This window comes from Inquilinus ginsengisoli (assembly GCF_050434925.1).
GTDB lineage: Bacteria > Pseudomonadota > Alphaproteobacteria > DSM-16000 > Inquilinaceae > Inquilinus > Inquilinus ginsengisoli_B.
Window position 1 is genome coordinate 4,342,941 of sequence record NZ_JBNDJK010000001.1, and the last position, 12,469, is coordinate 4,355,409.

Annotated in this window: 10 protein-coding genes; 1 reads left to right on the plus strand and 9 read right to left on the minus strand. The window is 62.7% G+C overall.

Annotated elements, in window-relative coordinates; genetic code table 11:
* Positions 1-299 precede the first annotated feature (299 nt).
* On the plus strand, positions 300-1,805 hold the full coding sequence (locus tag QFZ27_RS20710) for an ABC transporter substrate-binding protein (RefSeq protein ID WP_429228308.1): 1,506 nt from the start codon (positions 300-302) through the stop codon (positions 1,803-1,805).
* A gap of 107 nt (positions 1,806-1,912) precedes the next feature.
* Here the strand turns inward: QFZ27_RS20710 and QFZ27_RS20715 are convergent, their stop codons facing one another.
* The 9 genes from QFZ27_RS20715 to QFZ27_RS20755 form a co-directional block, all read right to left on the minus strand.
* Positions 1,913-3,004, minus strand: a complete 1,092-nt coding sequence (locus QFZ27_RS20715) for an ABC transporter ATP-binding protein (RefSeq protein ID WP_429228310.1) — start codon at positions 3,002-3,004, stop codon at positions 1,913-1,915.
* A 45-nt stretch (positions 3,005-3,049) separates the two neighbouring features.
* Positions 3,050-3,931, minus strand: coding sequence for a carbohydrate ABC transporter permease (locus tag QFZ27_RS20720; protein WP_429228312.1), 882 nt, complete (start codon positions 3,929-3,931; stop codon positions 3,050-3,052).
* On the minus strand, positions 3,928-4,890 hold the full coding sequence (locus tag QFZ27_RS20725) for a carbohydrate ABC transporter permease (RefSeq protein ID WP_429228314.1): 963 nt from the start codon (positions 4,888-4,890) through the stop codon (positions 3,928-3,930). The genes QFZ27_RS20720 and QFZ27_RS20725 overlap by 4 nt, the downstream gene beginning before the upstream one ends.
* Positions 4,891-4,980: 90 nt before the next feature.
* On the minus strand, positions 4,981-6,147 hold the full coding sequence (locus QFZ27_RS20730) for a mandelate racemase/muconate lactonizing enzyme family protein (protein WP_429228316.1): 1,167 nt from the start codon (positions 6,145-6,147) through the stop codon (positions 4,981-4,983).
* A gap of 131 nt (positions 6,148-6,278) precedes the next feature.
* On the minus strand, positions 6,279-7,457 hold the full coding sequence (locus QFZ27_RS20735) for an enolase C-terminal domain-like protein (RefSeq protein WP_429228318.1): 1,179 nt from the start codon (positions 7,455-7,457) through the stop codon (positions 6,279-6,281).
* A 585-nt stretch (positions 7,458-8,042) separates the two neighbouring features.
* The gene (locus QFZ27_RS20740) at positions 8,043-8,939 is read right to left on the minus strand and encodes an NAD-dependent epimerase/dehydratase family protein (RefSeq protein ID WP_429228320.1); all 897 of its coding nucleotides are present in this window, start codon (positions 8,937-8,939) and stop codon (positions 8,043-8,045) included.
* A 114-nt stretch (positions 8,940-9,053) separates the two neighbouring features.
* Complete coding sequence (locus QFZ27_RS20745; RefSeq protein ID WP_429228322.1) at positions 9,054-10,211, minus strand: mandelate racemase/muconate lactonizing enzyme family protein; 1,158 nt, start codon at positions 10,209-10,211, stop codon at positions 9,054-9,056.
* A gap of 120 nt (positions 10,212-10,331) precedes the next feature.
* The gene (locus QFZ27_RS20750; RefSeq protein ID WP_429228324.1) at positions 10,332-11,315 is read right to left on the minus strand and encodes an aldo/keto reductase; all 984 of its coding nucleotides are present in this window, start codon (positions 11,313-11,315) and stop codon (positions 10,332-10,334) included.
* A 172-nt stretch (positions 11,316-11,487) separates the two neighbouring features.
* Entirely contained in the window at positions 11,488-12,201 is a 714-nt protein-coding gene (locus tag QFZ27_RS20755) for a FadR/GntR family transcriptional regulator (protein ID WP_429228326.1), read from the minus strand.
* Positions 12,202-12,469: the final 268 nt, after the last annotated feature.

The following is a 12,469-nucleotide window of genomic DNA, read 5'->3' on the forward strand; positions in this document are numbered from 1 at the left end:
CTCCGCCGACTCGCACTATGGGCATCACGTTCCCGAAGCGACAGTCCCGGGACAGCTATTCTAGCCCTGACGACCTCCGATGGCGCGCATTTCGAGGGCAACCGGGAATTCGGCAGGAACGCCATACGCCATAGAGGAAATTCCAGTGCTCGGCAGGAATCGACCACCGGTCTGGGCGATATCCAACTCTTGACAAATAATATATGATTTTCAGATTATCATATGCAACGAGAATGAGAAATGAGCCAGATCCAACCCGGATCCGGTTCGACGAGAAAACGCCCAGAGGGAGTGAAACGATGACGATCCAGGGAGATCCAAATCGGCTGTGGATCAGTCGGCGCCAGTTGCTCGGCTATTCCGCAGGCGCGGCTTTGGCTACCGCCATCGGCCGCGTGCCGGGCGCCGCCGCCGCGGAAAATCTCGGCGCCGTCACGCAGGAGCAATGGACGCCCGAATTCATCGGAAGCATTGCCGGGACGGTCGACGTCGACACGGCGGCAGAGTGTGCCAAGGTCGTGCCGCTCGACTACAAGGGCAGGCTCACCTACTGGTATGTCGGCCCCAACCAAGCGTCGACGCCGTTTCAGCACAAGCTCGAGGCCGAATTCTGGGATGCGTTTGCCAAGACCTATCCCAATATCACGGTCGAGAAGCAGAGCATCGACTACAACGAGATCCCCAATAAGTTGCGAACCGCGGCCCTGGGCAGGGCCGCTCCGATGGTTGCCCGGCTGATGCTGCTGTGGGGATGCGAATTCGCCGCCAAGGGCTTTCTCCAGGAACTCAAGCCGGAGGATGTCGGCTACCCGAGCAGCGAGTTCTGGCCCCGCGCCCTGCGATCCGCCACGTGGAAAGACAAGACCTACGGCATCCCGACCAACAACGAGACGATGGCCTTTATCTGGAACGCAGACCTGTTCCACCAAGCCGGCCTCGACCCGGAGAACCCGCCGGCGACGTGGGACGACGTGGTCGCCTATTCCAAGCAGATCAAGGACCAGACGGGCAAGCAGGGCTACGGCCTGGTGGCCCGCCGCAATGCCGGCAATACGCCGTACCGCTTCATGCCGCAGATGTGGGCTTATGGCGGTGGCGCCCTGGACGAGGCCGAGCCCAACCCGACCTATCAGAAGATCCTGATCGATAATGATGGATCACGTGCGGCCCTGCAGGCGGTCTATAACATGTATGTCCGTGACCGCTCGGTGCCGGTTTCGGCATTGACCAACGCCCAGACGGAGAACCAGGACCCCTTCATTGCCGGGCGGCTGGGCATGATGATCAGCCATCCGACCGAATATGCGACCATGCTCGACCGAGCGGCCAGGGCAACCGGCGACGACAAGAAGATGGCCGATGCCGTCGTCCAAAACATGCGCTACGGCCTGATACCCAGGGGGCCCGCCCGACGCGCCGTCGTCTTCGGCGGGTGGAACGTACACATGTTCAATCCGGACGTGGTCGACGGCGACTTCGATGCAGACGCGGCGCGCGCCTTCATCGCCTTCTCAACCGGCCCGGAATGGTCGACGAAGCTCAACTGGGAGCAATCCAACCCCGGCAATCTGCGCGGCTTCCGCACCAAGTGGATGAAGCAGCGGCTCGAGCAGATAAAATTCCTCAACGTCACCACCTCGATGCTGCCGAGCGGCATACCCTTCCCCGTCATTCCGGAGTCGACGGAGATCATGAACATCATCGTGCCGGACATGATGCAGAACGCGCTGACGGAAAAGATGACCGTCGGGCAGGCCACCCAAGATGCAGCCAAGAAGATCAAGGATATCTTCAGCCCGCTGTAGCGGTGGCTCGACCACTCGGGGATGTGCAGGAAGACTCATCCGAGGTGCTGGCGGTGTCGCCGGCACCTCGCAAGGCGCAGCTTCCTCGGAGTGACCGGGAACGCGCCTCAGGCTGCCTGCAGCGCCAGGCCGCTCTCCGCGTCGAACAGATGCAGCCGCTGCTGATCGAACGTCACCCAGACACTCTCATTCGGCCGGAGACGGATATGGGGCGGCGAGCTCACGATGATCGTTGATGCGCCGACATGGACGTGGGCGTAGGTGACATCCCCCGTCGGTTCCACCGTGTAGATGCGGCCGGGAACGGAGTCGGGATGGCTCTCGTCCGACAGGCGGATTGCGCTGTGCCGGGCCCCGACGACGACGTCACGTGCGGCGGCGGTCTTGCGCGCGTTGGCGGCCGACAGCGGGCAACGCCAGCCGGCCGGGCCTTCGACGATGGCGCCGTCAGGCGTCGTCGACACCGTTCCCCTGACCAGGTTCATGGCCGGGCTGCCGACGAAGCCGGCGACGAAGGTGTTCACCGGGTTGTCGAAGATGCGGTCTGGGCTGTCATATTGCTGCAGCACGCCCCCGTTCATCACAGCGACCCTGTCAGCCATCGTCATAGCCTCGAGCTGGTCGTGGGTCACATAGATCACCGTGGCGTGCAGATCCTGGTGGAAGCGCTTCAGTTCGCTGCGCATCTGCACCCTCAGCTTCGCGTCGAGATTGGACAGGGGCTCGTCCATCAGGAAGACCTTGGGCTCCCGCACGAGGGCCCGGCCGAGAGCCACGCGCTGCTGCTGCCCGCCCGACAGCTCGCGCGGCTTGCGCTCCAGCAGGTGTTCGATATCGAGAAGCCTGGCCGCCGAGCGGATCTTCGGATCGATCGCCGATGCCGGCGTTTTGCGCATCTTCAGGGGAAACGCAAGGTTCCTGTAGACGGTCTTGTTCGGGTACAGCGCATAGTTCTGAAACACCATTGCGATGTCCCGGTCCTTCGGATCGAGGTCGGTGACGAGACGATCGCCGATATAGATCCCGCCACCGGAGACCTCGATGAGGCCCGCGATGAGATTCAGCGTCGTGGTCTTGCCGCACCCGGAGGGCCCCACGAGTGCCACGAATTCGCCATCCTCGACGGTCAGTGAGACGTCCTGGACAGCCTTGTAGCTGCCATAGCTTTTGACGACGTTCTGCAGTTTTACCTGGGCCATTGCGGGTTCCTCGGATGTGCGATCATTGGCATTGGTGGGATGCGGTCAAGACTTGACCGCTCCCTCGGTCAACGCCCTCACGAAGTATTTTTGAAGGATCAGGAACATGGCGACGACGGGAACGCTCATGATGAACGAGGCTGCCATCAGGCCCGGCCAATTCGTCGCATATTCCGTAAAGAAGTATTGCAAGCCCACCGGCAATGTCATCTTGGATTGATCATTGAGGAATGTCAGGGCGTAGATGTATTCGTTCCAGGCGATGATGAACGAATAAATCGCCGTGGCGATGATGCCGGGCGAGGACAGCGGCATCACAACGAACAGAAACGCCTGGAACCGCGTGGCGCCATCGATGCGGGCGGCCTGCTCGAGCTGAACCGGGATGTTGTCGTAGAAGCCCTTCAGCAGCCAGATCGAAAGCGGCAGGCCGAACGTCAGATAGGTCAGGATCAAGGATGCGTGGGTATTCACAAGTCCGAGCCACCGCATCAGGATGAACAGCGGCATCAGGAACACCACCGCGGGAAACATGTTACGCAAGAGAACTGAATAGAACAGCAGATTGCGACCGGGAAATCGAAAGCGCGAGAAGGCATAGGCAGCCGGCACGGCCACCACCAGTCCCAGGACCGTGGTCGCCGTCGACACAACGAGGCTGTTCAGCATGTAGGTCAGGAATTCCCGACCGACATCGCTGGCCGGCGACAGCAGTCGCCAATACTGCTCCAACGTCGGGCTCGTCGGAATCCATTGCGGTGGATATTGCAGGGCGGCGAACTGCCCCTTCACCGAGGTCAACAGCATCCACAGCATCGGGAGGGCCGAGAATGCCGTCAGAACGACGAGGAACACATTGCCCACGAGGCGCCATGTATCGCGTGGCCTGCGTCGGATCGGGTGGGTGACTGTCTCGGTGGCGCTCATGTCGAGGCCCTCCTGTCGCCGCGCGTCAGCGCCCGCACGTAGAAGTAGCCGGCCGCCATCATGATGATGAACAGGATGACCGAATATGCCGAGGCAAGGCCGAAGCGGATGCGCCCGAAAGCAAGCTGATAGATGTGGGTGATCCAGATCTCCGATGCGCCGGCGGGTCCACCACCCGTCATGACGTTGGGAATGGTGAAGCTGTTCAGGTTGTTCACGAGGAGGAGAAGCACGGTGATCAATGTCACGCCGTGAACATGGGGCACGGTGACATGCCAGAAACGTTGCCAGGCACTGGCGCCATCGATCCGCGCGGCACGCAGCAACTGATCCGGTACGGTCTGAAGACCCGCGAGCATCATGATCATGGCGAAGGGAAACTCCTTCCAGATATTCACCAGGATCAGCGAAGGCATCACGGCGCTGCGGTCGTCGAGAAAGTTGATCGGGTGATCGGTTAGCCCGAGCGCTACGGAGACGGCCCCGATCACGCCGAAATCGCTGTGGAACAGCCAGCGCCATACATAGGACGCGGCGACGGCGCTGATCACATACGGCACCAGCAGGATGCCCCGAAGCGGACCTCGGGCCGTGAATTGCCGGTTAAGGGCGAGCGCGGCAGCGAAGCCGATCGCGAAGGCGAAGACGGTAGAGAAGCCGGTCCAGATGATGGTGTTGTATGTTGCCTCATGAAAACTCTCGGCTTGCAAAACAGCCGTGTAGTTGTCGAGCCCAACAAACTCCTTCTGATCGAAGGTCAGGTTCGGCTGAGTGTTGAAAAAGGAGAGATAGACCGTGTAGTAGACAGGATAGGCGATGACAAGCAGCATCACCGCCATCGCAGGCAGTACATAAAGATAGTCAAAGCGATGACGGATTATCCTTCGGGCCAAGCCGAAGCGTGCCGTCGGGGCCATCTGCAGCACCTCCGGTCGGCTCTCACGTTCCACAATCGTCACGATGAAATCCCCCGTTCACGAAGATGGAATTGCGCGGTCGGGACAGGCCTCGCACCTGTCCCAGTCATGCGCTCTCCTACGACGGAAGAGTCATTTCCCGCCGTCGCCATAGCCCTCGACGACGGTGGCGCGCAGGTGCTGTACGTTCATGCTGATCCCCAAGCCGGGGCCTCCCGACAGCTGCAGCCGGCCGCCGCGATTGTCGAGCGGTGTGTCGAGGAATGCATTGTATTTCCCGAGATCGTACCGGCTCGTTTCGAGGCGATAGAAGTTGGGGACCGTCATCATGACCTGCGCTCCGGCGACGACGTTGATCGGTCCGCTCGCGTCATGAGGTGAGATTGGGATGTAGTGAGCCTCGGCCATCGTGGCGATCTTCTTTAGTTCCGAGATGCCTCCTGCCCAGGTCACATCCGGCATGATGTAGTCGGCCAGCGAATTCTGCAGGATCGGGACGAAGTCCCACCTCGTGTGCAGTCTCTCGCCGACGGAGATCGCCGCATTGACCCTCTCTCGGACTTGCCCCAACGCGCCGTAGCTCTCGGGTGGCACGGGCTCCTCGAACCAGTCGATCTGGCCGGCCTCCTCTAGAGATCGGCACAGGCGAATCGCGGTCGGCACATCAAATCGGCCATGCGCATCAATCAGGATATCCACGTCAGGCCCTGCGACCTTCCGGATCAGGGCCGTGAGATCCGCCGCCTCCTTCTCGCCGCGCTTCGTCATCTGGCCATCCAGGTAGCCGTGCCGATGACCCACGGTTCCATCATAGGCGGGAAAGGGATCGAACTTGATGCCGGTATGACCGGATTCGACAATGGCGCGGATCTCCTTCGTCACCCCTTCCGCATCCGTGAAGTTCCTCTGGTCCGGGTGCGTGTAGAGGAGGATGTCCTCGCGAACGGGTCCGCCCAGCAACTCGTATATCGGCAGGCCAAGACGCTTGCCCCGAATGTCCCACAGCGCGATGTCGATCGCGCTGACGATGTGCGAGGCCGCGCCCCGGGTTCCCATATAGGTGAATGAGCGAAAGATCTTGTTCCAGATCAGCTCAATCTTGGCTGGATCGTCGCCGACGAGCAGTGCATTGAGCTGGCGGATGCCATCGGCGACGACCCGGTTAGCCACCTTGGTCGTCGTCGTAACCTCGCCCCAGCCCGAAATTCCCTCGTCCGTATGAACTTCGACAAACAGGTATTCGGCCCAGGAACTGCTATCGGCTTTGACAAGCCAAGGAACAACCGACGTTATCTTCATGACGACTCCTGAAGTCTTGATCTCGCGGATCTTATGCGCTGCTGCCGTCAATTCGGCTTGCGTTGCCGCGCGCCAAGCTCTGGCGCGCGGCTGCGCTGCCAGGTCCGACGTCCGAGTTCAGCCGATTGGGCTCACCAGTTGGCGATGGTCCCGTCGCGCGACACCATTGCTTCGAGGCCTGCGACGGTCTCCTGCTGGAAGGGATGGCGCGCGGCTTCGCGTTCATTAATCTCGACGCCGAGGCCGGGGGTCGTCGGGACTTCCCAGAAGCCATTGGAGCGTTGGATCGAGGTCTGTACGACATCGTCATACCAAGGCACGGCCCCCCCGATCTCCTCCAGGATGACGAAATTGGGCACGGCGACCCCAAAGTGGAGCCCGACCATCCCAGCTATCGGGCCCATTGGATTGTGGGGACAGACTCCCATGTAGTTGGCTGCCGCAGTTGCCGCGATGCTCTTGCCGACGGTGAAGCCACCGCAATGGCACAGATCGGGCTGGACGTAGGTTACGGCCTTCAAGTTGCAGAGGTCTTCGAACTCCTTGTGGGTCAGAAGGCGCTCGCCAGTTGCGATCGGGCAGTCGACCTTCTGCGCGATCATGCGCATCGCCTCGGGATCGCCGGGCTGGATCGGCTCCTCGACAAACATTGGCCGCGCGGGAGTAACGGCCTCGATATAGGCGATCGCCGCACCAATCGAGGACGGCCGTCCATGGAAATCGAGCAGGATGTCCATGTCGTCGCCCACCGTCTCTCGCATGGCTTCCAGCAGCTTTCCGGTGTGCTTTACCTCGCGCAGCAGCGTGTCGTAGTGCGTGTAGGGCACAGGTCCGAATTTCAGCGCCGTGTAGCCTGCTTCTTTGATCTCGATCGCAGATTCGCAGAAATTCTTGATATCGCGGGCGGCACGATCGAGCTTGGTCTTACGTGATCCCAGATGCGTGTAGACACGCACACGGTCACGCACTTGACCTCCAAGGAGCTGCCAGACTGGCTGGCCGAGGTCCTTGCCCTTGATATCCCATAGCGCCTGCTCGATCGCGCTCGCCGCGGTCAATCCGATGACGCCCAAGGGCCAGAAGGCTGCCTTGAGCAAGGCCTCCCACACCTGCGTGACATTGCGTGGATCCCGACCAACGATGATCGGCTCGAAGTCCTCAAGGCAGCCCATTACCGCTCGGGTCTTCCATTCAAGGGTTGCCTCGCCCCAGCCATGGAGCCCGGGCTGATCCGTTTCGATTTTCACGAAGATCCAGTTGCGGTGCGGCGGCGCGGAAACAACCAACGGCTTTATGCCGGTGATTTTCATCGGAATCCTCCCTACCGGTCTGCTCCCGTCCACCCTCGGGACGGTCTGATCGAGTGGCTGGCTGCCGGCCTAGCCCTTGGCTCAAATCGCAGTGTGCATGCGATTCTTGCAAGATCATATATTATCTGTCAACAATCGAATATTCTTGAGCCGGATTTGGGGAGAGCTGAGACACTCAGGACCGTCACGCCTGTGATGAGGGCGATTGCCATGGAGGCTCGCAAAGAGCCGCCTGCTTCAAAGGGCGAGGGTTGGAAGCAGCACACTTGTAAAAAACCGCACTCCGACGACGGCGGGCAGGAGAGGCGACCTGCGGCGTCCAGCAGCTGGGTGAGGGCTCGATACGCGTTGAACTCGTCTCGGCATCTCGTGCGTCACCGCGTCGCGGTGGTCGACCATGGCGCAGGCGCCGATCGAGCAGGAGCTGCTGTGGGGGCGCGGAAGTGAGCGAAGGCCCCTTCCATCCCGTCGCGCCAGGCTGATTGCCGAAACGCGCGCAAGGCAGCAGCCTGCCCCTGTCGCTCGCGTTCCAACCAAGCCGAGGCTGCGTCGGCAACCGATCAGGGGAGTGGAGTGTGACTGGGCCTATGGTCTCGATACGAACCGGCGCCAGCTGTATTCTTCCCTGAACCCTAGGATCTCTCGCGCCTTCCTGTTGCTCAGCGGCGCCTCGAACCCATCGAGGGGGCGCGTCACCGGCGTCTGCGGGGCGTGCGTTTCGAGGAAGGCCGCCGTCGGCTCGTCGGCAATGATCTCATCGTTCGTCACGTTGAAGACCTGGAAGCCGAGCCCGTCCTTCTCGATGCAGAGATGGACGATCTGGGCCAGGTCGCGAACGTCGATATGGCTCCAGGCGTCGCGCCGGCGCGAAAGCGGGTCGGCGAGATTGCCGGGGAAGCGCTCATAGTCTTCGGGCAGGGTCACACTGCCGATACGAAGGGCATAGATGTCGGCACCGCTGCGGGACGCAAAGGAGCGGGCAACCTTCTCGCCGACGACCTTCGAGAGGCCGTAGCTGTCCGTCGGATCGGTGTCATGGTGCTCGTCGACCGGAAAGCTATTGAAGTCCCGGTCGCCTTCGGCGAAGCAGACACCGTAGACGGTCTCGCTCGAGGCGATGATCACCTTCCGGATTTCGAGCTTGGTCGCCGCCTCCAGCACGTTGTAGGTCGACAGGACATTGGTCGCGAACATGGTGTTGTCAGGCACCATGAAGATCCGAGGGATCGCGGCGAAGTGCACGACGGCATCGACGGGAGCCCGGCCGGCTCCTGCGAAATACTCCTCGAACCCGTAATACGTCGAAAGCGCATTGAAGGTTTGCCCGCTGTCCGCCAGATCGACGATCAACGTGTTCACGCCGGGTAGGTCGAGCGGCACGCGATCGAGGTTCAGGACCTGGTGGCCGCGCTGCTGCAGATAGGGGACGACGTGGCAGCCGGCCTTGCCGCTGCCGCCGGTGAAGACGATCCGCTTGCCCATGGCTCTTGCTCCGTGTGACGCGCATCGCGCGGCACCGCACCGGTCGGCGCCGGCCTCTTTTTGTGGAGGAGCGGCTGATGCGCGACCGGTGGCGATCAGCCGCCCCCTATTCGGTCAGGCGAAGATGCCGTAGCCGGCGACGGCGTGCCTGCGCACGCCCTCCATGTCCAGCTCGACGCCGATGCCCGGGGTCTCGGGAATGCGGATATGCCCGTTCTCGACGATCGATGTCGCGCCCCCGGGCAGCTTGACATAGCTGTCCCAGACGGCTCGTTCCTCGAGCGCGTGCCATTCGAGCACGAGGAAGTTCGGGACGGCGGCGCAGGTGTGGCAGGTCGCCATCGTGCCGATCGGGGTCGAGACCAGGTGCGGCGCGAAGGGCAGATAGTAGATCTCGGCGAGATTCGCGATCTTCTTGCTTTCGGCGAGCCCGCCGCATTTCGGCACGTCGGGCATGATCACGTCGGCCACCTGCTGCTGCATCAGCTCACGGAAGCCCCAGCGCATATACAGGTTCTCGCCGATGCAGAGGGGTGTCCGGCTGCGGGCACGGACCTGGCGAAGAGCGTCGACGTTCTCGGCCGGAATGGGCTCTTCGAGCCAGAGAAGGTTGAACTGCTCCATCTCCCAGGCGATCCGGCAGGCGCTCGGGACGTCGTAGCGGGCGTGGAGGTCGATGCAGAGATCGATGTCGGCGCCGATCGCCTCGCGCACCGCCTGGACCCGCTCCACCATGGTGCGGATCTCGGCGGCGTTCGCCGTATGGTTCATCGCATCGAACTTCGCGGGGTGCCGCAGGTTGTCGATGTCGAACTTCAGCGCGGTGAACCCTTCGGCGACCATGCGCTTCGCGCGCGCGGCGCAGCCCGCCGGCGAGCCGTCCGCATCGTCGCCATCGCCGCAATCCGCGTAGAGGCGGATCTTGTCGCGGTACTTGCCGCCCATCATCCGGTAGAGCGGCTGGCCCGCCGCCTTGGCCGCGAGGTCCCAGAGCGCGATCTCGATACCGGATAGCGCGATCAGGAACACGCCCGACTGCGCCCCCGAGAAGACGTGCGCGCGGCGCAGCTTGTCCCAGCAATATTCGACATTGCGCGGATCCTCGCCGATCAGCTCGCGCTTCAGCTCCGAGATCAGGCCGACGATCGCGGCGGCGCCGGCGTCCGGATTGGCCTCGCCGATTCCGTAGATGCCCTCGTCGGTATCGATCCGGACCAGCGTGGCGTGCCCGTGATAGGCGACAACGGCTGTCTTGATGTCGACGATCTTCATGCATGTCTCCCTTGGCTGTTGTCGCTTGCGGGCAGGTGTCAGACCCAAGCTGCGCCGATGGCGGCGCGCTGCTTGTTTGACCAGAGCTGGACGTGGAGGACTGTTGGACGCGCGGGTCCGTCAGCGGGCCTGCTGCCTCGGCCGGTGGTGGCGGGTCCAGTATCCGAACATGTCGCCCTTGTCCGAGATCTCGGCCCAAACTGTCTTCGTCAGGCCGTCGATGGCGGCGACATCCTCTGGCGCGATCGTCCAGCCGACGCTGCCCGCATTCTCCTCGATCTCACGCACGGTCCGCGCGCCGAGCAGTGGGGAGCTCACGCCCGGCCGGCTTGTCAGCCACTGGATGGCAAGCTGAGGAACCGACTTGCCATATCTCGCGGCGATCGGGCGGAGCGCGTCGACGGCGTCGACCGCCTTCTCATAGATGCCCGGCTGGAACAGGACGGTGGTGGGCCGTTCGTCCCCCTCGGCGAACCTCGTGTCGCGGGAGAGCGCCCCGGTCAGCAGCCCCTGGGCGAGGCCGCTATAGGGGATGATCCCGATATTGTGGCTCCGGCAATAAGGCAGGACCTCTGCCTCGATCTCGCGCCAAAGCATGTTGTAAGGCGGCTGCAGGACGTCGATCGTGCCGTGGGCGCTGGCGCTCCCGATCTCCTTCACTCCGAAGTTCGAGACGCCGATCGCGCGGATCTTTCCCTGGGTCCGCAGTTTCTCGAGTGCGGCCATCGTGTCGCCGATCGGGTAATCCGGGTGCGGCCAGTGGATGAAATAGATATCCACATGATCGGTCTGAAGACGCCGCAGCGATCCTTCGAACGCCTGCAGGAGATCGGCGGGGTCGAGGTGATTGGGGGCGACCTTGGTGGCGATCACCGCCTTGTCGCGGCGGCCGGCCAGGGCTCTGCCGAGCACCTCCTCGGAGTGGCCATTGCCATAGGCTTCCGCCGTGTCGATGAGCGTGACGCCGAGCTCGAGGGCGCGATGGATCACGCGAATCGACTCGGTGTCGTCCGCAGCCCCCCAGAACGCGCCGGACATACCCCAGGTCCCGAGCCCGATCTCCGAAACGGATACGGGCGATGACCCCAGGCGCCGCTGTTGCATGTCTTCCTCCCGAATGGCGGCCGATGTCCTCCCGGCCGAAGCATCCTGGAGCCTATATACTTATTAGCTTATCTGACAAGTGGGTGAATATCGTTCGGGCGAGGACATCGCGTCGGCGGATATCCGGCCGCAATCGTGGTGGTCCGAGGGGTGGAATGGCCGAACGATCGATTCAGCGGGCGCTCGGCAACTGCTCCTCGATCAGGAAATTCGCCTTGTTCGCCTCGAGATGCACGCGCATCGCGGCCTCGGCGCGCTTCGGATCGCGCGCCGTAAGCGCTTCATAGATCGACCGATGCTGCTCGGTGGCGATCGGCAGAGCATGTGGCGCCTGGTTGCTGATCCGGCGGGCGGCCGACTGCCACCACCGCGATGAGAACATGAAGCGATCGAGGATCCGGTTCCGGGTCGCCCGGCAGATCTCCATATGGAACTCGAGATCGAGCTGGATGTAGCCGTCGGGATTGTCGTGGGCGCGCGACATGCTGTCGACGAGGTTCCGAAGCCGGGCCAGATCTTCGCCGGAGAGGCTTCGGGCGGCTTCGGCCGCAATGGCCGGCTCCAGGATGACGCGCGAGTCGTGAAGCTCCAGCAGCAGTTCCCGAACCTGATCGTGCGGAAGCCATTCGATCAGCAGGGGGTTGAGATAGTCCCATTCGGCGATGGGCCGAACCGTCACGCGGCGTCCTTGCGCGATCTCGACCATGTCGAGGGAGCTGAGGATTTTCAGCGCCTCGCGCGCGACGGCGCGGGAGACGCTGAATTCCGTCAGGATCTGCAGTTCCGAGGGGACGAGCCCGTCTGGGAAGGTGTTGGTGGCGATCCGCTGGATCAGGAGGCCGGCGACCTGAGTCGGCAGTGTCCGGAGCTGAACCTTGGCCGTCACGAGGCGCCTTCCGCCTGGTCGGACGAATGCGGCGCGTGAAGATCGGTCCGGCGGAGCGGCCCGGAAGCGCCACGCTCCTTCGCCTCCCCAGCATCAATGCTCATACCCGCCGTTCCTTTCCAGTGCCTTCGCTGCCGAGCCGACCATCGCGAGCGCTTGCCATGGTCATCTTCATGACGCAAGCCGGCTCCTGCAACAAGCCGTCGGCGAGCCGGCAAGGCCGGAATTCGCCGTGCGGCTGCGGCTTCTGTCCGGCCCGGTCTCGGGG

Coding starts and splice junctions, on each gene's coding strand:
- QFZ27_RS20710 (WP_429228308.1), top strand. CDS start 300: ATGACGATCCAGGGAGATCCAAATCGGCTGTGGATCAGTCGGCGCCAG.
- QFZ27_RS20715 (WP_429228310.1), bottom strand. CDS start 3,004: ATGGCCCAGGTAAAACTGCAGAACGTCGTCAAAAGCTATGGCAGCTAC.
- QFZ27_RS20720 (WP_429228312.1), bottom strand. CDS start 3,931: ATGAGCGCCACCGAGACAGTCACCCACCCGATCCGACGCAGGCCACGC.
- QFZ27_RS20730 (WP_429228316.1), bottom strand. CDS start 6,147: ATGAAGATAACGTCGGTTGTTCCTTGGCTTGTCAAAGCCGATAGCAGT.
- QFZ27_RS20735 (WP_429228318.1), bottom strand. CDS start 7,457: ATGAAAATCACCGGCATAAAGCCGTTGGTTGTTTCCGCGCCGCCGCAC.
- QFZ27_RS20740 (WP_429228320.1), bottom strand. CDS start 8,939: ATGGGCAAGCGGATCGTCTTCACCGGCGGCAGCGGCAAGGCCGGCTGC.
- QFZ27_RS20745 (WP_429228322.1), bottom strand. CDS start 10,211: ATGAAGATCGTCGACATCAAGACAGCCGTTGTCGCCTATCACGGGCAC.
- QFZ27_RS20750 (WP_429228324.1), bottom strand. CDS start 11,315: ATGCAACAGCGGCGCCTGGGGTCATCGCCCGTATCCGTTTCGGAGATC.